General features: G+C 67.4%; 18 protein-coding genes. 2 read left to right on the forward strand and 16 right to left on the reverse strand.

Annotation, left to right across the window (positions count from 1 at the left end):
- The first annotated feature begins 28 nt into the window (after positions 1 to 28).
- Positions 29 to 262: a CDP-diacylglycerol pyrophosphatase gene (locus RS901_RS23465; protein ID WP_316156436.1), complete on the forward strand. Its 234-nt coding sequence runs from the start codon at positions 29 to 31 to the stop codon at positions 260 to 262.
- Positions 250 to 1,059 carry a CDP-diacylglycerol diphosphatase gene (locus RS901_RS23470; protein WP_316156439.1) on the forward strand — a complete coding sequence of 270 codons (810 nt, stop codon included), beginning with the start codon at positions 250 to 252 and terminating at the stop codon, positions 1,057 to 1,059. Before RS901_RS23465 ends, RS901_RS23470 begins: the two co-directional genes overlap by 13 nt.
- A gap of 20 nt (positions 1,060 to 1,079) precedes the next feature.
- Here RS901_RS23470 and RS901_RS23475 read toward each other — a convergent pair whose 3' ends face one another.
- The 16 genes from RS901_RS23475 to RS901_RS23550 all read right to left on the reverse strand — a co-directional run bounded on the left by RS901_RS23475 (position 1,080) and on the right by RS901_RS23550 (position 19,488).
- Entirely contained in the window at positions 1,080 to 2,663 is a 1,584-nt protein-coding gene (locus tag RS901_RS23475) for a TAXI family TRAP transporter solute-binding subunit (RefSeq protein ID WP_316156442.1), read from the reverse strand.
- 1 nt (position 2,664) lies between these two features.
- Positions 2,665 to 3,855, reverse strand: a complete 1,191-nt coding sequence (gene gltS, locus RS901_RS23480; RefSeq protein ID WP_316156444.1) for a sodium/glutamate symporter — start codon at positions 3,853 to 3,855, stop codon at positions 2,665 to 2,667.
- 47 nt (positions 3,856 to 3,902) lie between these two features.
- Positions 3,903 to 5,132, reverse strand: a complete 1,230-nt coding sequence (locus RS901_RS23485) for an ISAzo13 family transposase (RefSeq protein ID WP_316149395.1) — start codon at positions 5,130 to 5,132, stop codon at positions 3,903 to 3,905.
- 214 nt (positions 5,133 to 5,346) lie between these two features.
- The gene (locus RS901_RS23490) at positions 5,347 to 6,513 is read right to left on the reverse strand and encodes an ABC transporter permease (RefSeq protein ID WP_316156446.1); all 1,167 of its coding nucleotides are present in this window, start codon (positions 6,511 to 6,513) and stop codon (positions 5,347 to 5,349) included.
- Between the two features lie 15 nt (positions 6,514 to 6,528).
- A complete protein-coding gene (locus tag RS901_RS23495) occupies positions 6,529 to 7,683 on the reverse strand; it encodes an ABC transporter permease (RefSeq protein ID WP_316156449.1) in 1,155 nt (384 codons plus the stop codon).
- Positions 7,684 to 7,689: 6 nt separating this feature from the next.
- On the reverse strand, positions 7,690 to 8,382 hold the full coding sequence (locus RS901_RS23500) for an ABC transporter ATP-binding protein (protein ID WP_316156450.1): 693 nt from the start codon (positions 8,380 to 8,382) through the stop codon (positions 7,690 to 7,692).
- 10 nt (positions 8,383 to 8,392) lie between these two features.
- Positions 8,393 to 9,607 carry an efflux RND transporter periplasmic adaptor subunit gene (locus RS901_RS23505; protein ID WP_316156452.1) on the reverse strand — a complete coding sequence of 405 codons (1,215 nt, stop codon included), beginning with the start codon at positions 9,605 to 9,607 and terminating at the stop codon, positions 8,393 to 8,395.
- A gap of 107 nt (positions 9,608 to 9,714) precedes the next feature.
- Complete coding sequence (locus tag RS901_RS23510; RefSeq protein ID WP_316156454.1) at positions 9,715 to 10,071, reverse strand: ArsR/SmtB family transcription factor; 357 nt, start codon at positions 10,069 to 10,071, stop codon at positions 9,715 to 9,717.
- A complete protein-coding gene (locus RS901_RS23515; RefSeq protein ID WP_316156456.1) occupies positions 10,052 to 10,516 on the reverse strand; it encodes an SRPBCC family protein in 465 nt (154 codons plus the stop codon). Before RS901_RS23515 ends, RS901_RS23510 begins: the two co-directional genes overlap by 20 nt.
- A 104-nt stretch (positions 10,517 to 10,620) precedes the next feature.
- A complete protein-coding gene (locus RS901_RS23520; protein ID WP_316156458.1) occupies positions 10,621 to 11,574 on the reverse strand; it encodes a PDR/VanB family oxidoreductase in 954 nt (317 codons plus the stop codon).
- 81 nt (positions 11,575 to 11,655) lie between these two features.
- Positions 11,656 to 13,278 carry an APC family permease gene (locus tag RS901_RS23525; RefSeq protein ID WP_410054234.1) on the reverse strand — a complete coding sequence of 541 codons (1,623 nt, stop codon included), beginning with the start codon at positions 13,276 to 13,278 and terminating at the stop codon, positions 11,656 to 11,658.
- Between the two features lie 362 nt (positions 13,279 to 13,640).
- Positions 13,641 to 13,943 (reverse strand): CBU_0592 family membrane protein, encoded by a 303-nt coding sequence (locus RS901_RS23530; protein ID WP_013953723.1) that lies wholly within the window; start codon positions 13,941 to 13,943, stop codon positions 13,641 to 13,643.
- 39 nt (positions 13,944 to 13,982) lie between these two features.
- A complete protein-coding gene (locus RS901_RS23535) occupies positions 13,983 to 14,873 on the reverse strand; it encodes a TorF family putative porin (RefSeq protein ID WP_316156460.1) in 891 nt (296 codons plus the stop codon).
- A 169-nt stretch (positions 14,874 to 15,042) separates the two neighbouring features.
- Complete coding sequence (gene betA / locus RS901_RS23540; protein WP_316156462.1) at positions 15,043 to 16,785, reverse strand: choline dehydrogenase; 1,743 nt, start codon at positions 16,783 to 16,785, stop codon at positions 15,043 to 15,045.
- 86 nt (positions 16,786 to 16,871) lie between these two features.
- The gene (locus RS901_RS23545; protein ID WP_316156464.1) at positions 16,872 to 18,338 is read right to left on the reverse strand and encodes an aldehyde dehydrogenase family protein; all 1,467 of its coding nucleotides are present in this window, start codon (positions 18,336 to 18,338) and stop codon (positions 16,872 to 16,874) included.
- A gap of 28 nt (positions 18,339 to 18,366) precedes the next feature.
- Complete coding sequence (locus RS901_RS23550; protein WP_316156466.1) at positions 18,367 to 19,488, reverse strand: ring-hydroxylating oxygenase subunit alpha; 1,122 nt, start codon at positions 19,486 to 19,488, stop codon at positions 18,367 to 18,369.
- Positions 19,489 to 19,602 lie beyond the last annotated feature (114 nt).

The raw sequence follows: 19,602 nt of genomic DNA on the forward strand, positions 1-19,602 counted from the left end.
TGGTAGTCGCCTTGTCGAGAAGCTGCCTATGACCCTCCACGTCACGATCCGCACCATCCGCACCGGCACGCTGCAATCCGCCCGCTATCAGGCGCGGGTTTATCTCACCACCGATGCCGAGGCTCTGCCGTTGCTTGCAACGGATTGGAGCGAGCGCGAGGCCGAGGCCTTCCGTACCGCGCAGTTCTGGGCGCAGCGCCACGCCTATGTGGTGTCTAATCCGCGCGTCGGGACTTTCTACGGAGTTTCGTGCCGGCGCTGAAGCCTGCCCGCGGTTGGCGCGGCGCCCCAGCGTTGTGGCTGGCGGCCATCCTGGCCCTGGCCGGCTGCACCGCCGAAAACGTCGTCGGCGTCCTGTCGGGCGGCCGCGATGGCTTGTGGCGCAACGTGCAGCAGCGCTGCCTTGGCAGTACAGCGGCGGCTCATCCCGATTGCGCGCAAGTGGACCGGTCCCAGGGACTGGTGCTCTACAAGGACGCGATCGGCAAGTCGCATTACCTGGTGATTCCGGCACGGACGGTGACCGGCATCGACGACGCCAAAGCCTGGGACGGCGCAGGCGCCAACCCCTGGGCCTTCGGCTGGGCCGAGCGCGGCATCGTTGGCCGCTCGCTTGGCAAGGCCGTGCCTGACGACATGGTCGGCCTGGCGATCAATTCCCGCGCCTCGCGCAGCCAGGACCAGCTGCATATCCATCTCGATTGCATCAGCGCGGCCGCGCGCGCCGTGGTCAATGGCGCGGCCGGGCCGATTGGCACCGGCTGGACCGCGCTGCGGCTCGAAGGCAAGCCGGTGCGCGCGATCTTTGTGCCGGCCGGCGCGCCGCTGCTGGCGGTCGACCCTTTCCAGCTTGTTCGTGACGGCACCAGGGGGAGCGCCGCCGCAGCGCCGCCGGACCGCGGCATCTTTGTCACCTATGTGCAGGAACGGCAGGGCGGGGCAGGCTTTGTCGTGATCGACCAGCCCGTCGACACGGCGGCTGGCAGCAACGGCCACGCCAGCGATTTCCTGGACCGGCGCTGCCGGCTGGCCGAAGGCTTGTCGAGCGCGCCGGGCTGATCGGCGGCCAGCGCCGCGCGTCACTGCGCCCGGGCGCCCGAAGCCGCAGGCGTTTCAACGGGCTTCGCAGGCGTTTCAACTGGCTTCGCGGGCATTCCGCCGGGCTTGGCGGGCGTCCCGCCGGGTGTCGCCAGCGCGTCCAGCGCCTTGGCCGCCGCCAGGTGCTGCGGGATCATCAGCCCTTCACGCGCCGTTGCCACGGCGATCTGCGCGCCCTGGGCGCTGCCGCGCGCGACAAAGTCGCGCCCGTGGCGGTAGACCAGCCGCGTCAGCTCGGCCACCTCGGTATCGGACAGGTCCGGCCCGGTCACCAGGATCGCCGCCGTGGCGATGGTGCGCACCGGCGTGTGCAGGCCGGGATAGGTGCCCGGCGCGATGGTGGCGCGGAAATAGCCCGCCTTCTGCCCGACCATCGCGGTGATGACCCGTTCATCCAGCGGCAGCAGCCGCAGCGGCATTTCGCCCAGCGCGTCGCGGATGCTGTCGGCCGGCACGCCGATCACCTGGATCACCGCGTCGACCTGGTTCTGGCGCAGCGCCACCAGCCCGGTGCCCAGCCCCACTTCCTCGGCCTTGAAGTCCTTTTCGGTCAGGCCGTGCGCGGCCAGCACGCGCAGCGCGGTCACGCGCGAGGCTGAGCCGCGCTCGCCCACGGCGATGCGCTTGCCGCGCAGCTCGGACACCGAGCGGGCGGGATCGGCGTCGCGCACCAGCACGTGCACGGGCTCGGGGTAGAGGCTGCCGATGGCGCGCAGCGAGGCATGCGGGCCGTTGGCGGCAAACACGCCCTTGCCCTCGTAGGCTTCCAGCGCCGCATCGCCCTGCGCCAGCGCCGCCGAGACCTTGCCCGCGCGCAGCAGCCGCAGGTTCTCTTCTCCGCCGTGCGTGACCAGCGGGATCGCGCGCACGCGCGCCCCGTCCACCAGCGCCTTCGCAAAGCGCAGGTACTGGCCGTGTTCGGCGCCGGCGGCAATGGCATAGCCCTCGTTGACCCGTGCCAGCCGCGCGCGGATGTTGGCGTGCGCGGTGGTCAGCTCCTGCTCGATCACTGCGCGCTGTGCCGGCGAGGCATCCTTCTGCACGGACTCGATCACCTTGCGCATCGCGTCCAGGATCGCCGCCGGGCCGCTTTGCGCATTGGTGGCGACGGCTGGGGCTTCAGCGGGGCGGTAGCCGGCCGGCAGCACGCCGACCCAGCGCTCGCCGTCGCGCCGGTACAGCGCCGTGCCATGCGCGCGGATGATGTCGCCGGCCTTGTTGCCGCCGCTGGTGATGCCGATGATGCCGCGCGGGCCCGCGCCCAGCGCCGACACCAGCCCGGCCACGCCGGGCGAATCCCACGCGCCGAAGTCGTAGTCGCGCAGCAGCTTCAGTTCCGCATCGAAATACACCACGCGGCGGGTCTCGCCGGCCGGGGCCTTGGTGTCGGCCTGCGAGCCGCGCCGGTCCAGGCCGGCCAGTTCCACCGTGCCCGGCGGCAGCGCCTGCGCCAGCCGCTCGTTGATGCCGGTGCGGATGCCGTCGGCGGGCGGGCCGCCGCCGCAGCCTGCCAGCCAGGCGCTGGCAAGCAAGGCAAAGAGAAGAGTGAGGAGGGCGCGGCGCATGTCAGCCTCCGATCAGCGGCAACGCCAGCAGCATGGTCAGCACGAAGGCGTTCATCAGGTCGACGAAGAACGCGCCGGCCAGCGGCGTGATCAGGTAGCTGGTGGGTGCCCGTCCGTAGCGGGACGTGATGGCGCGCATATTGGCCATGGCGGTGGCGGTCGATCCCATGTTGAAGCCGATGAAGGCGGCCGAGGTGACCGCGGCCTCGTAGTCGGCCCCCATGAAGCGGAAGCACACCAGCACCACATAGAGGATGATGAAGACCACCTGCATGGCGATGATCAGCAGGAAGGGGCCGGCGGACAGCGCCACCTCCGCCAGGTCCAGCGCCATCATGGTCATTACCAGGAACAGCGACAGGCAGACATTGGTGATCAGGTCGGTGGCGCGGTCGTCAAAGCGCAGCCCGATAAAGGGCAGCAGGTTGCGGATGGCGATGCCGAGCATCATGCACCACAGGAAGCCGGGAATGGTGATGGGCCCAGCGGGCATCTGCGCGGCGATCCAGCGCCCGCCGATCACCGCGGCCAGCATGCCGGCCAGCGCCGCCAGCGCACCGACGGTGGTGATGGGCGAGATGGCGGCGGCTTCTTCCTCGGTGTCGCCGGCCTCGCGCGCGGTCGAGCCCAGCTTGTAGCGCGAGATCAGGTACTGCGCCACCGGCCCGCCGATGATGCCGCCCACGATCAGGCCGATGGTGGCCACCGTCATCGACAGGTCCATCACCGCCTGCAGGTTGTTGACCTCGGCAAAGCGCTCGGCATAGGCAGCGCCGGTGCCGTGGCCGCCCACCAGCGTGATCGATCCGCTCACCAGCCCGAAGATGGGATGCAGGTCAAGCGTCCGGGCCATGGCCACGCCTACCACGTTCTGCACCACGATATAGGGCAGCAGGATGACCAGGAAGATCACCAGCGCCTTGCCGCCGCGCTTGAGCATGCGCAGGTCGGCGCAGAGCCCGACGCCGCCGAAGAACATCAGCAGCAGCACCGGCTTCATGCCGGGATCGATCACCACGCGGAAGTTCAATGCCGCCACCGCTGTCGACGCGATGATCGCGAACAGCAGGCCGCCGGTGACGGGATCGGGAATGTTGTAGCGCGACAGCACGCCGACGTTGCGGTTGACCAGCGTACCGATCAGGAGCACCACCACTGCGGTCAGCAATGAGCCCAGCAGGTCGAGGTTCATCGGGGGCGTCCTGGCGGTTAGGATCCTAGCAAAAATAACTTGAACAATTACGTCTTGCGACGAGATGTTCGAGGTTTGATGCGGTAGTTCCACTCGCCATGAAATTCGTCGCGCTCAATGGCCACGGCAGCGAGTTCGGCGTCGCTGACCTTGATACCTGCGTCGTACATGTTCTCGTCCAGTTCCGCACGCACTTTCAGCCCTTCAGCGGTACTCACGCTGCCGATGAGGTTCACTACCACCTGACGCGTCAACAGCGGTCGGCCGCGCCAGTTGTTCGTGATATGGCAGAACAGGCGATGCTCGATCTTGTTCCACTTGCTCGTACCCGGCGGAAAGTGGCACACCTGCACAGCGAAACCGAGTTCGTCGGCCAGTCGCTGCAACTGCACCCGCCACAGCCGCACACGATACCCGTTGCTGCCACCGCAGTCGGCGGTGACCAGCAGTCGCCTGGCTTTCGGATACAACGGACGGCCCATCTCCAGCCACCAGCGACGGATGCTTTGAACCGCGAACTCGGCGGTGTCGTGGTTGATGCCCACGCTGACCCAGCCCTCGTTGGCCGTCACATCATAGACGCCATACGGGGCAACCTTGCCCAGTTCATCGTCGATGAAATCGTGCACACGCGCCTGCTCGGGTTGGCCCTTGGGCTGCCATTCGCGGCCAGCGTTCTTGAAATCGCCGATCAGCTCCTTCTTTTTCGTGTCCACCGAGATGACCGGCTGACGCTGGCGCTGATACTGCGCCACCTTGTCGGCGATGTAGTGGAACTGCGCGTCGCGGTCGGGGTGCTGCGCGCCTTCGCGTGTCTTGCGCACCGATTGCAAGCTGTAGCCCGTCTGCGTCAGCAGATCGCAGATCGTGCGCTGACTCACGCGATGCCCCAGCCGGTTGAGCTCTTCGGCCAGACGGGTGGTGCTCTTGCACGTCCATCGTAGTGCTGACATCGGGTCACCCCGGCTGGTCGGCTCCACCAGTGCATCCAGGTGCTCCAACAACCTCGCATCGAGCTCAGTTAGCCTCTTGCGCCCGCCTCCCGGGGCACGAATGCGCTTGGCCGTCATGTCCCGCGTCGCTCCACCGGCCGCTTCGAGTTCGGCCAGTCCCGCATAGATCGTGGTGCGCGAGATGCCTATCGCTTTGGCCACCAGACTCACGCCCCCACGCCCCAGGCTGCGCGCTTCGGCGGCGGCCCATAGGCGCAACGTCGCCTCATCAAGGCGCGCCTGCAGGGCCCGAAACTTCGCTTCGACTGCCTCGCTGATATCCATGTGCGCATCGTATAGACGCGAGGACAACTGTTCAAGTTATTTTTGCTAGGGTCCTTAGGGTTGCGGGGTAACGCCATCGGGCGCCGCTGGCCGTGCCGGGGGTGCACTGGCCGCCGGCAGTGCCTGACGGGGAGCATGCATCACTACGCGTTGTAGACGCGCGGGTGGAATAAGGCAAGGAAAGGATGGGACGGCGGCCGCCCCGGGCGCCGGCTCAGCGTGCCCGCAACGCGTCCACGATATTCATCCGCGCCGCCCGCACCGCCGGCAGGAAGCCGCCGGCCAGCCCCATCACCATCGAGAACGCCAGCGTCTGCAGCGCGATGGCCGGGGTCAGGATGAAGCGGAACGAGAGATCCGCGAAGGTCTGGAAGTTGGTGGTCGAGAACGAGGCGAACTGCATCAGCGCGGCGCATGCCAGCCCCGCGATACCGCCCACCAGCCCCAGCAGCGCGGCTTCGATCAGGAAGGCGGCCAGCACGTTGACGCGCTTGAAACCCAGCGCGCGCAGCGTGCCGATCTCCGCCACGCGGTTGGCCACCGAGGCGTACATGGTGATCATGGCGCCGATCATCGCCGCGACCGAGAAGATGGTGGACAGCGTGAAGCCCAGGATATTGATAAAGCTGGACAGCGCCTTGGACTGGTCGCTGTAGAAAGTCTGCTCGCGCTTGGCCTCGTCCGCCAGCCGCGGGTCGACGTCGATATCGGCGCGAAAGCGGTCGAACAGCGCCGTATCCGCCAGCCGCACCACCATCGACGAATACGCATTGCGCCGGAACGACTGCATCAGCTGGTCCACGTCGCCCCAGATCTCGGAGTCGAAGCCGCTGCCGCCGGCGTCGAAGTGGCCGACCACGGTCCAGTCGCGCTGGGCAAAGCGCAGGTGCTCGCCGATCTGCACCCCGGCAAAGCCGCCGGCGATGCTGCTGCCGACGATGATCTCGGACGAGCCCGGCCGGAACATGCGCCCGGCCACCAGCCGCACCTGCGGGCGCAGCTCCATGCCCGGCGGCGAGATGCCGCGGATCACCACGTTGGACGGCTGCCCGGTGCTGGTCTTGGTGAGCGAGATCAGCACCACCGCCTCGCGCGAGGCCAGCGGCCGGCCCGCGCCGCTCATGGCCACGGCCGGGTGCATCTCCATGATGCTGGCCTGGTCGCGGGCGACCGCGCTCTGGATCTCGGTCTCGGCGCCCTTGCGGATCAGCACCACGTTGTTCTGCTCGCCGGTGGTGACCAGGGTTTTCTTCAGGCCGGCGTCCAGCATCAGCATGGTGGCAAAGACAAAGACCACCAGCGCCAGCCCGCCCGCGGTCAGGGCGGTGGTCAGGCGCCTGGCCCACAGGTTGCGCGCGATATAGGTCAGCGGGATCGCCACGTCAGCCTCCGTGCGCTAGCCGATGGCCCGCAGGCCCTCGACGATGCGCACGCGCGCAGCCTGCACCGCCGGCACGATGCCGGCAAAGACGCCCACCGCCAGCGCGCAGGCCGCCTGCAGCTGCATGGTCTGGGGCGACACGGTGAAGACCGGGAACACGCCGCCCACCGCCTGCTTGAAGGCGCTCGCCACCGGCGGCGTCGCCAGCATGCCGAGCGCGCCGCCGGCCACGCAGATCGCCAGCGACTCGCCGAACACCAGCAGCGCCAGGAAGCCGGGGCCGAAGCCCAGCGCCTTGAGCGTGGCGTATTCCACGGTGCGCTCGCGTGCGCTCATCGCCATGGCGTTGGCCATCACCGCCATGATGATCACGATCACCACGTAGGACACTACGCGGATCGCCGCGATGATCTGGTTGGACATGGCGACAAAGCCCAGCTGGAAGGCCTGCTCGGTCTCGGTCAGCGTTTCTGCCAGCGAATTGCGGAACACCGCATCGACATTGCGCGAGATCGCGGCGGTGTTGTCGGGGTTGTCAACGCCCAGCACAAAGACGCCGACCTGGTCGGCCTGGCGCGGGGTGCGCTTGCGCACGGTCTCATTCAGGTATTCCCAGTGGAACACCATCTGGCGCGTGATGGTACTCTCGTCGCGCCCCTCCATGATGCCGCGCACCACGAACTCCCAGGTGCCGGGATAGATGGTGCCCTTGATCGGGACCACGTCGCCGAGCTTGAAGCCGAACTGGTCGGCCAGCTGGCGCCCGACCAGCGCGCCCTTGCGGTCGCGCTGGTAGTCGGCGCGCTGCTGGTCGGGCACGATGAATTCCGGGTAGAGGTCGAGGTAGTTGTCGGACACCGCGAACTGCGCGAAGAAGTTCTTGGGATCACGATAGACGCCGCCGAACCAGTTGGAGCGCGCCACCGAGGCCACGCCGTCGACGCCCTTGATGCGGCTTTCATAGCTCAGCGGCAGCGGAAACACCAGCGAGATCGCATTGCGCGTGACCAGCCGCGCGCTGGACGCCGCCGAGGCGCCCGCATACCAGGCGTCGATCACCGTCTGCAGCAGCCCGAACGCCAGTACCGCGATCACCAGCCCGAACACCGTCAGCGTGGTGCGCAGCTTGTGCCGCAGCGCGTTGCGGGTGATCAGCTTGAGTGCGTACATGACGGCCTAGGCAACCTCGCCACGGATCAACTCTCCCTTCTCCAGGTGCACCAGCGACCCGGCCGCGGCCGCGGCGTGCGCATCGTGCGTGACCATGATGATGGTCTTGCCGGCATCGGCATTGAGCCGCTGCATCATCGCCAGGATCTCGGCGGCGGAGGTGCGGTCGAGGTCGCCGGTGGGCTCGTCGGCGACGATCAGCGTGGGGTCGGTGATCAGCGCGCGCGCAATGGCCACGCGCTGCTGCTGGCCGCCCGACAGCTCCGACGGGTAGTGGCTCATGCGGTCGGCCAGGTTGACCATGTCCAGCACCAGTTCCACGCGTGCGCGCCGCTCCGCACGCGGCAGGCTGGTCAGCATCAGCGGCAGCTCCACGTTCTCGAACGCGGTCAGCACCGGCATCAGGTTGTAGAACTGGAAGATAAAGCCGACGTTGGCGGCGCGCCAGTCGGCCAGCTCGGTTTCCGGCAGCCGCGTGATGTCCAGCCCCGCCACGTGCAGCGTGCCGCTGTCGGGCCGGTCGATGCCGGCGATCAGGTTCAGCAGCGTGCTCTTGCCCGAGCCGGACGGCCCCATCAGCGCAACAAATTCGCCTTCGCCGATATCGAGCGAGATATCGGTCAGCACCGGCACGGTCTGCACGCCGCGCCGGTAGGATTTGGCGACGTGGCTGATCTGCACCAGGGGTGCTGCGCTCATGCGGTCCTCTCTACGGCTTGGTCACGGTGATGCGGTCGCCGTCGCCGAGATTGTCGCCCGGCGACAGCACCAGCACGTCGCCGGGCTTGACGCCCTGCACGGCCACCAGTTCGCCCAGCTTGTCGCCGGTCTTGACCTGCACCTCATGCGCACGGCCGTCCTTCACCACATAGGCCAGCTCCCGGCGCTGGCGCGTGACCACGGCGGCGGGCTGCACCGCCACCACCGGCTGGCGGTCCTGCGCCGAGGCGGCGCGCGACAGGAAGGCGATCTTGGCGCTCATGTCCGGCAGCACGCGCGCATCGCGGTCGACAAAGCGCACCTTGACCAGCACGGTGGCCTTGGAGCGGTCCACCGTCGGCACGATGCGCGACACCTGCCCCGCCAGCCGCAATCCCGGCAGCGCATCCAGCAGCAGCTCGCACGGCTGGGCGGCGCGGATCTTGCCGATATTGGATTCGGCGACATCGGCTTCCACCTCCAGCGTCTCCATGTCGGCGATGGTCACGATCGCGCCCTTGGTGTCGGCGGCGGCCGAGAAGGGGGTGATGTTGTCGCCCACGTTGGCGTGCTTGACCAGCACCACGCCATCGAAGGGCGCGCGCACCACGGTCTGCTCCACCGCGACCTCGGCCGCGCGGGCATTGGCCTGCGCCGAGGCGATCGCCGCGCGCGAACTGTTGACCGAGGCCCGCGCCTTGTCAAAGCGCGCCACGTCGGCGTCGTACTGGGTGCGAGAGATGGCGTTCGGCACGATCAGGATCTTCGAGCGGCGCAGGTTCACCTCGGCGTCCTTCAGTTCGGCCTGCTGCAGTGCCAGGTTGGCCTGCGCCACCTGGACCTGTGCCTGCGCCTGCGCGAACGAGGCGGCGACGTCCTTGCTCTCCAGCCGCGCGATGATCTCGTCCTTCTTCACGTGCGAGCCCTCCAGCACGCCCAGCCATTCCAGCCGGCCCTGCGCCTTGGACGCGACCGCCGCCTTGCGCTGTGGCACGACATAGCCGGTGGCATTGAGCACGGTGAAATTCTGCGTGGGATAGGCGGAGGTGACGGTGACGGTCTGCACCGCCCGCGGCCCGGCCAGCTTCATGGCGATGCCGGCCAGGGCCAGCACGACCAGCGCGATCACTGCGTAGCGCAGCCACCTGCGCCGGGGGCGGATGCTGGCGCCGGCCGCGGCGGCGCCGCGGTCGATTTTCAGCCTGGACAGGTCGTGGTCAGCCACTGCGCGCTTCCTCTCGCTGTGATGGGCGGGGCTCCCAGTATAGCGGCGAGTGAAAGGGTGTCCATTGCTTGCGAGAGGGGAGCAAACCGCTGGCGTGCGGGGGGCGGTCAATGCTCGGCTTCCACCGCCAGCTTCAGCTTCGCCAGCGCGAAATCCCATTGCCGCCCGATCGCTTCCAGCGACCGGCGCGCGGCTTCGACCTGGCCGGGCTCGAACTGCCACAGGCGCTCGCGGCCGGCGCGGCTGTCGCGCACCAGCCCGGCCTGCGCCAGCACCTGCAGGTGCTTGGTGACCGCCTGGCGCGTCATGGCGCTGCCCGCGGTCAGCTGCGCGATCGACATCGCGCCGCCCGCGCACAGCGCTGCCACCAGCCGCAGCCGGGTTTCGTCGCCAAGCGCGGCGAAGACGGTCGCCGCATCGCGCAGTTCCAGCGCGGGGGAGGTTTCAGGCTGCGCCGCTGACATGCTTCCGGATGTTTTCCATCTGCCCGTCCCAGCCGCCGCTGTTCATGCGGAAGGCCTCCATGCGGCGTTCGGGCGGGATCTGGTCGAAGCCGGATTCGACCACGGTCAGCAGCGTGCCGCCTTCGGCTTCCTTCAGCTCGAACACCACCAGCGTGGGCGGTTCGGCCGAATAGTCGCGGCCGCGCTCCATTGGCGCCGGATGCCAGCGCCAGGACAGCAGCCGGGGCGGCTCCATGCGTTCGACCTCGACATCGAACTTCAGGTATTCATAGCCGGGATAGGTGATGCTGCCCACGGCCCGCTGGCCGGGCGCGAAGGCCACGCCGTTGAATTTCACGCCAAACCAGCTGCCGAAGGTGTCGGCGTCGGCCAGCGCATGCCAGACGCGTTCGATGGGGGCGGCCAGCAGGATGCTGCGCTCGATGCGGTCGGTGGATGAAGCCATGTCCGGTCTCCTTGTTCAGGCATGAATAGGCAACTTCATGGTGGCATGTTAGGAAACCGGACGGGTAAATGCAACCAGAAGGTTGCTAATTACCACGGTATGGATCAGAGATCCAGCACCAGCCGCTGGCCCTTGCAGCGCGACACGCACAGCATCATCGTCTTCTGCGCGGCCTTTTCGGCATCCGACAGGTACTGGTCGCGGTGATCGGCCTGCCCTTCGACGATGGCGGTCTCGCAGGAGCCGCAGATGCCTTCGCGGCACATGCAGTCCACCTTGATACCCGCCTTCTCGATGGCGCGCAGCAGCGGTTCGTCGGCGCCGACCTGCAGTGTCAGCCCGCTCTTCTGCAGCACGGCCTCGAAGGCGCCGCCGGTGGCGTCGACCTCGTTGCGGAACTGCTCGAAGTGGATGCGCCCCGCGTCCCAGCCCGCGGCGCGCGCGGCGCTGACCACGGCGTCGTTCAGCGGCGCCGGGCCGCAGACATAGACGTGCGTATCGGCAGGCTGCGCGGCGATCAGCGCGGCGAGGTCGAGCATGGTGCCGCTGTCGCTCTCGTACAGGTGAAGCTGGCCGGGCTGCAGCGTGGCGGGCAGCACGTCCAGGAAGGCGGCGGACTGGGCGTTGCGGAAGCAGTAGTGCAGTTCGAACGCCGCGCCGCGCGCGGCCAGCGCCTGGATATGCGTCATGAAAGGCGTGATGCCGATGCCGCCGGCGATCAGCAGGTGGCGGCCGGCGCCGTGGTCCAGGCTGAACAGGTTGCCGGGCGCGCCGATATGCAGTTCGTCGCCTTCGCTGACCTGCTCGTGCATATAGCGCGAGCCGCCGCGCGAAGCCTCTTCCAGCCGCACCGCGATCTGGTAGTGGCCGGGTTCGCCCAGCGTGCTGGTCAGCGAATAAGCGTTGCGCAGCCGCCCGCCGTCCATATGGACGACCACGTGGCTGCCGCTGTCGAAGGCGGGCAGCGCGCCGCCGTCGCAGGGTTGCAGGGTGAAGCGCTTGATGCCGGCGGCCAGCGGCTCGACGCGGCCGACGCGCACGCGGAGCGTGTCAGTCATGGCGGTACCTCGGAATTCAGGGAAAGCAGGGAAATCGGGAAGGGGGGGCAGGCCGGCACCGGGCCGGCCTGCCGAAGGCCGTCAGGTGATCACCGTCAGCCTGGCGGCAATCCACACCACCAGCCCGCCGACGACCAGCGCCACGTAGGGCAGCACGCCAGCGCGCGCATTGGGCAGCTCCATGTCGCGGCGCATCGACTCGGGGAAGCGGCCCTTGTCCTGGATGTAGTGGCGGTAGACGAATACCGGCACGATCAGCAGCGCGGCGATCAGGCCGTTGCGCAGTGTGTGCTCGCCCTGGAAGTTGGCGCCGGCGCCGACGAAGGCCAGGTCGAAGAAGCCGAAGAACGCACCCAGTGCCAGCAGCCAGTTCTTGCACTTGTAGGGCCGGGCCCAGTCCGGGCGGTCCATGCGGTGGATCCAGCCCGACTGCAGGTTCAGGAACACGAAGATCATGTAGCAGACATTGCTGATCGACAGCACTGCCATGTAGTTCGACATCAGCAGCAGGAACAGGTTGAACACCAGGTCCGTCCACATGGCGCGCGTGGGCGAGCCGTGCTCGTTCACGTGCGAGAGGTAGCGCGGCAGCCAGCCGTCGAGCGAGGCCTGGTACAGCGTGCGCGACGAACCCATCATCGAGGTCATCACGATCAGCAGGATCGCCAGCACCAGCATCACCACGATCACGTTGAACACCACCGCGCCGCCGCCTACGAACCTGGCCATGGCCGCGCCCACGCCGGAGCCGTCGACGATGGCCGGTTCCAGCATGCCCGACAGGCCCAGTGAGCCCTGGAAGGCGATCGGCACCGCGATGAACATGAACAGGCACAGCACGCCGGACCAGAAGATCGCCTTGAAGGTGTCCTTCTGCGGATCCTTGAACTCGCGCGTGTAGCAGACCGCGGTCTCGAAGCCGAAGGTCGACCAGCAGGCCAGGAACATCGCGCCCATGGCGGTGCTGATGCCGGCGGCGTTCCAGTCGCCCAGTACCGGGGCGCCGGCCGCGTCATGGGTCAGCGGCAGCAGCGGCAGGAAGCTGGTGGACGGCATGTCGCCGGTGAACATCGGCACCAGCGCAATCAGCACCAGCGGCGTCAGCGAGGCAATGCCCAGGATGCGCTGCGTGGTGGCCGCGGCCGAGGCGCCGCTGTGCTGCAGCTTGAAGGTGATCAGCAGGAAGGCGGTGGCCAGGATGAAGGTGGAGTTCACCCGCAGCGTCAGGCCCTTGCTGACAACGCCCAGGTCCACCAGCGTCAGCTGCCAGGTGTTGATGACCGAGTCGGGCGGGAACAGCGCGCTCAGCATGTAGCCGGCGGCGAGGCTGGTGCCCAGCGCCAGCATCGGCGACCAGGCTACCCAGTTGCACCACACCGAGACCGGTGCGACGAACTTGCTGTAGCGCACCCAGCCGAGCGCGCCGTACACCGAGGCGCCGCCGGACTTGTGCGGATACAGGCCCGAGATCTCCGCATAGACGAAGCACTGCGCAAAGCCGACCAGGATGGCGAGGATCCAGATCACCCAGGCCGGGTTGCCGATGGTGGCGGACACGCCGCCGATGGTGAAGAGCACGCCCGCGGGCACGCCGCTGGTGACCCAGAAGGCATCTTTCCAGGTCAGGGTGCGCTGCAGTTCATGCGATTGGGTTTGCTGCTGTGGTTGGGCGGGGGCGAGCGGCGCCTGCGCGCCGATCGACAGCACGTCTTTCTGTGAATACACGATGTCTCCTTGCTTCCCGGGTTGCCGTTTATCTGGAGCTGCGCTCCGTCACGGTCTGCCGTCTGCGGTCTGGGTGGGTACGTTGCGGTACTGCCTGCCGGGGTTATGACGGTCGGGAATGTCTGGCGGGGATTCTGGGGGCGTTTCTCATCCTTGTCTCCTGTTGTCATCCCGGGTTGCCATGCGGCCCGTTACGGGGTTTCAGGCTTTCCGGTATCTTGTCGATTCACCATTAGTTAATTACGTTACCAATGGTGTTTCGAGGTAAGTATAGAAGCGGCTGGGAGCCAAGGCAACGGAAGCTTTGTATCGCGTTGCAAAGCGTCCCGGCCGCCTCTTCGTTACTGCTGCGCAGGCTGTCCCGGGCGCGGCCCGCCCAGCGTTTCCACCACCGCATGCCCGGCCCGCCGGTTGCGCCACCAGCCCACCAGCGTCAGCCCCAGCCAGAAGCACTGGGTCAGGAACGAGGCCAGGTTGAAGGCGCCGGTCAGCGAGACCAGGATGCAGCTCGGCCCGATCACGTTGAGGACGACGGCCAGCCTGCCGGTCGGGGATTTGTGCAGGACCTGCACGGCAAAATGCGCGGCAACGTAGGCGGCAACGCCGACAAGTCCGGTCGCGTCGGTAAGACCCAGGGAGGCCATGGTGGTAGGAAGCGGTAAAACAGCGGTTGAAGATTGCCGTCAGAACGTCTTGGTCAGCGAAACCAGGAACGTGCTTTTCAGCGGGTTGGAAACGGACGGGTTGCCGGACGAATCCAGCGCCCCGGTGGTGTATTTGTCGTAGACGTCGGTGCGCCCCCAGCCGCGGGTGTAGGCGCCGGTCACGGTCCAGCCGCCCTCGAAGGCCCTGGACAGCGCCACGCGCACGTCGCGGAAGCTGTAGGCGGCAAAATTGCGCACGCGCTCCTGGCCGTAGTGCAGCAGCAGCGAGACGCCGTGACCCAGGTCGAAGGTGCCGTTGATATCCAGGTAGCCCGAGCCGCGGCTGTGCAGGTCGTTGCCGGCGAGCAGCGAAGCGCTGTTGTAGCCGAAGTAGTCGGGCGTATAGGTCAGCCAGTACTTGACGTTGAACCACTTGTACGTCAGCGACGCGACGGCCTCGCCGTAGTTGTACCTGGTCTGCGCGTACTGCAGCTTCGCGCCCGGGTACAGGTAGTAGTAGACCTGCCCGGCATAGGTGAAATCGCCGGCGGTGCCGGTGTAGCCGGCATACAGATCCCATTCGACGGTGCCGCCCTCGATGAACTTGTCGCTGATGCTCGACATCCACGTACCCGCGGAGAAGCCGCTCGGGTGGGCGTAGTCGATGCCGCCCTGCACCGCAGGCTTGCCCCAGGTCTGGCGGAAGCCGCGCGATACGTATTGCGATGTGAGCGCCAGGTTGGCGCTCAGCGGTGCGGGCGATGCGGCCTCGGCCGGCGGCACGGTAGCCGTGACCTGCGGCACCGGCGCTACGGCCAGCGTGGTTTCGGCCCCGGCACTCGTCTGCGCCTGCGCGGTCAGCGCCTGGCACAGCAGCAGGGGCAGGGCGCCTTGCAGGGCCCGTCTTGAAGCAAAGCATTTGCGCAGCATGGAAGTCTCCTCCTTGCAGCCGGTCTGGGTTTGTTCTGGGTAGCCGGCTTCGTGGTGTGGGTGCGCGGCGCGCCGACCGGACGCACGCTGCCCGCCGGGGACCGAAGTCCCGGCAGCACATGCGTCGGTCAGGGGTTCTGGCGGGAAGCCCGCGCGCCGCGCCGCCTGGTCAGGCGGGCATCGGCATCGGCATCGGCATTCGCGCGCTGGCTGGCGGCTGCCGCACCGCGTCTGCCTGCGACCCGCCGCGCGCGGTGGCGGCCTTGTAGTAAGGCGCCGTCGAGCGTTGCAGCGGTGCGCGGCCGCGGATCACGTCGGCCAGCTTCTCGGCCATCATGATGGTGGGCGCGTTCAGGTTGCCGGTGATGATCTTCGGCATGATCGAGGCATCGACCACGCGCAGGCCCGACAGCCCGTGCACGCGGCCCTGGTTGTCGACCACTGCCATCGGGTCCGAGGCATCGCCCATCTTGCAGGTGCAGGACGGATGCAGCGCGGTCTCGGCATGCTCGCGCACGAAGGCGTCGATCTCGGCATCGCTCTGCACCATCATGCCGGGCTTGATCTCGCGGCCGCGGAACTGGTCCAGCGCCTGCTGGCCGATGATCTCGCGCGTCAGGCGAACCGCGGCGCGGAACTCGCGCCAGTCGACGTCATGCGCCATGTAGTTGAACAGCAGCCGCGGCTTCACGCGCGGGTCGCGGCTGGCCAGCTTGACAAAGCCGGTGCTGGGCGAGCGCATCGAGCCCACATGGCACTGGAAGCCATGCGACTGCACCGGGTTGCTGCCGTCGTAGTTCATCGCCAGCGGGATGAAGTGGTACTGCAGATTGGGCCAGGCAAAGTCGTCGCTGCTGCGGATAAAGCCGCCCGCCTCGAAGTGGTTGGAGGCTGCGGTGCCGGTGCCGCGCAGGTACCATTCGATGCCGATCGCGGGCTTGTTCCACCACTTCAGCGCCGGGTACAGCGACACGGGCTTGGTGCATTCGTACTGCAGATACATCTCGAGGTGGTCCTGCAGGTTCTCGCCCACGCCCTTCAGGTCCGCCACCGACTCGATGCCAAATGCGCGCAGCTCATCGGCATTGCCCACGCCCGAGCGCAGCAGCAGTTGCGGCGATGCGATCGCGCCGTTGCTGACGATCACTTCGCGGCGCGCGCGGGCTTCACGCGCGTGGTCGCCCTGCGTGTAGGACACGCCGATGGCGCGCTGGCCCGAGAATAGGATGCGGTCCGCCAGCGCGCGCGTATGCACGGTCAGGTTGGGCCGGTCCTTGGCCTGGTCGAGATAGGCCAGCGAGGTGCTGCAGCGGCGCCCGCGCGCGGTGGTGGTGCGGTCCATCGGGCCGAAACCTTCCTGGCGATAGCCGTTCAGGTCCTCGGTCTGACCATAGCCGGCCTGCTCGCCGGCCTTGATAAAGGCGCGGAACAGCGGGCTGATATCGGCCTTGGGGGTGGTCACGTGCAGCGGGCCGTTGCCGCCATGGTAGTCGTTGGCGCCCTTGTCGCAGGTCTCGGCCTTGCGGAAGTAGGGCAGGCAGTCGGCGTAGCTCCAGTTCTCCAGCGACTTGTTCTCTGCCCAGCCGTCGTAGTCCATCGCGTTGCCGCGGATATAGACCATGCCGTTGATCAGCGACGAACCGCCCAGCCCCTTGCCGCGGCCCTGCGTCATGCGGCGGTTGTTCATATGCGGCTCGGGCTCGGTCACATAGGCCCAGTTGTAGGTCGTGCCCTGCAGCGGATACGCCAGCGCGGCCGGCATCTGGGTGCGCCAGTCCAGGCGCCAGTCGGGGTCGCCGGCTTCCAGCAGCAGCACCGAGACATCGGCATCCTCGGTCAGCCGCGCGGCCAGCACGCAGCCGGCCGAGCCTGCGCCGACGATGATGTAGTCGTACTCATGGATTGCCTGCATGGTGCAATCTCCTTGTTTGCTTGACGCTGTGCGTGGCGGCCCGGGGGGCGGACCTGCCGCGCACGCGATTGCGAAGTCAGCTGCGCTCAGGCGCCAAACCAGCCCATCGCCTTGGGGGCCAGGTTGATATAGCTGTGCTTGAGTTCGGTGTACTCGTCCAGGCCGACGCGGGCCAGCTCGCGGCCGATGCCGCTCGCCTTGTAGCCGCCCCACGGCGCTTCCGGGAAGTACGGGTGGTAGTCATTGACCCACACCGTGCCGAAGCGCAGGCCGCGCGACATCCGATTCGCCTTGTCCAGGTCGCGGGTCCAGACCGCGCCGGCCAGGCCGTACGGGGTGTCGTTGGCGGCACGCAGCACTTCTTCCTCGGAGCGGAAGCGCTCGGCCGTGATCACCGGCCCGAAAATCTCTTCCTTCGCAATCTTCATGTCGGCCGTCACGTCGGCCAGCAGCGTCGGTTCCAGCCAGTAGCCCTGCTTGAAGACGTCCCCCGCCGGCCGCTTGCCGCCGTGGACCAGGCGCGCGCCCTCGGCGATGCCGGCCTGCACCATGCACAGGATCTTCTCGTGCTGTTGCGCCGACTGCACCGGGCCCATCTGGGTCTCGCCGTGGAAGCCGTTGCCGATCACGATGCGCGGCAGACGCTCAGCCAGCCGGCTGATGAATGCATCATAGATGCTGTCCTCGATCATCAGGCGCGAGCCTGCGGAGCAGACCTGCCCGGCGTGGAAAAACGCGGCGTTGAGCGCGTAATCGACGGCGGCGTCCAGGTCGGCATCGGCAAAGACGATGTTCGGGTTCTTGCCGCCCAGTTCCAGGCCGATGCGCTTGAAGTTGCCGGTGGCGGCCTTCATGATGCTTTCGCCGGCGAAGGCGCCGCCGGTGAAGGAGACCAGGTCCACGTCCAGGCTTTCGGCCAGTTCCGCACCGACTTCGGCGCCGCCGGTCACGAGGTTGAACACGCCCGGCGGCAGGTCCAGCTCGGCCACCAGTTGCGTGAAGTGGTGCGTGGTCAGCGGCGTCAGGTTGCTGGGCTTGATCACCACGGTATTGCCGGCGCCCAGCGCGGGCGCGATCTTCCACGCCGCCTGCAGCAGCGGGTAATTCCACGGCGTGATCAGCCCGCACACGCCGACCGGCTCGCGCAGGGTGCGGCTGATCACATGGTGCGGCGCTTCGTTGACAGCGCCCGACTCGGATGCGACCAGCCCCGCAAAGTAGCGGAACGTGGCGGCGATATCGCCCATGTCGGTGCGGCTCTCGGTCAGCGTTTTGCCGGTATTGAGCGACTCCAGGTGGGCGAGCTTCTCGGCGTCGCGGTCGATCAGTTCGGCAATCTTGTTCAGCAGTTTGGCGCGATCACGGATCGTCGTCTGGCGCCACGGGCCGTCGAAGGCCTTGCGCGCGGCGGCGATGGCCAGGCGCGCGTCGGCGCGGGTGGCTTCGGCGGCCTGGGCGATCACGGACTCGTCGGCCGGGCTGAGGATGGCGCGCGTGCCTTGATCGATGGGCGACTGCCACTGGCCGTCGATATAGAGCTGGGTCTGGATCATTCCTGCGGTTCCGGTTCGGTGGTTCGTTTCAGGCGGCCAGGGCGTCGAGCACCATTTGCTGGAAGTGCTGCACGCCGTGCTCGCCGATGGCGGAGGTCTTGTCATCGGTGACCAGCAGCGGGCCCTGCCCGTTGCGGTAGCCGCGCGACTTCAGGCCGCGCTGCACCGATTCGACGATGCTCAGGTCTTCGGGCTTGAGCACGTTCTTGTAGTACTCGATCAGCTGCTCCTGCTCGGCCGTGGGCGTGCTGTCGCGGAAGTAGAACTCGAAGTGCTGGATGGTGGTGTCGGCATCCACCGGGAACATATAGAAGACGCCGTAGTTGCCATCGCCCGGGAGCACGTTCAGCGTCACGTTGGGCCACAGCCAGTACGCGGCGAAGTCGGTGTTGGGGGCGTCGCTGTCATAGGTGAAGGCGTCGCTGCCCGAGCGCGTCTGGCCCACCTGGCTGGTGTAGAGGCCGCGCACTTCGTGCTTGTAGGTCTCCATCCTGATCGACTCCACCAGCGCCGGGTGCGCGGTCTGGCAGTGCAGGCATTCCAGGTAGTTGTCGACCACCACCTTCCAGTTGGCCTTCATTTCGTAGGTGAGCTTGTGCGCCGGCACCAGCTTGTCGACATCCGGGCAGCGCGCGCGGATCTCGTCGTTCAGGCCGGCGGCCTGCTCGGCCAGCGGCTTCGCGTCCATGTCCAGGTTGACGAAGACCAGGCCGCAGAACTCTTCCACGCGCACCGGCGTCAGGCCCGCGTTGTCCTTGCAGAAGCCCGGCACGTTCTCGGCGTTGCGCACATGGATCAGCTTGCCGTCCAGGCCGAACGACCAGGCGTGGTAGGGGCAGGTGATCACGTTCTTGGCCTTGCCGGCGCCATCCGCAAACAGCTCATGGGCGCGGTGCGGGCAGACGTTGTAGAACGCGCGCAGCACGCCGTCGCGGCCGCGCACGACGAACACGTTCTCGCCGGCCACCTTCACCGTGGCGTACTGGTTGTTCTCGGCCACCTGGCTCTTGTGCATCACGCACACCCAGCTGCGCGCGAAGATGGTCTTCTTCTCCTGCTCGAAGACTTCCTGCGAGGTGTAGTAGTGGGCCGGCAGTGTGTAGGCCAGCGGTGGGGTGGTGCCGCAGGCGGGGGCGGTGGTCTCTTGCATGGGGTTGTCTCCTCGTTGGTCTCGGTGCTTTATCGATTCACTAACAGTTAATTAAATTACTGTTGGTGATGTGAGATGAAGTCTAGTGAGGAGCGCAGGGGTGCTGCAATTCAA

Source organism: Cupriavidus sp. BIC8F, from assembly GCF_032465815.1.
Lineage (GTDB): Bacteria > Pseudomonadota > Gammaproteobacteria > Burkholderiales > Burkholderiaceae > Cupriavidus > Cupriavidus necator.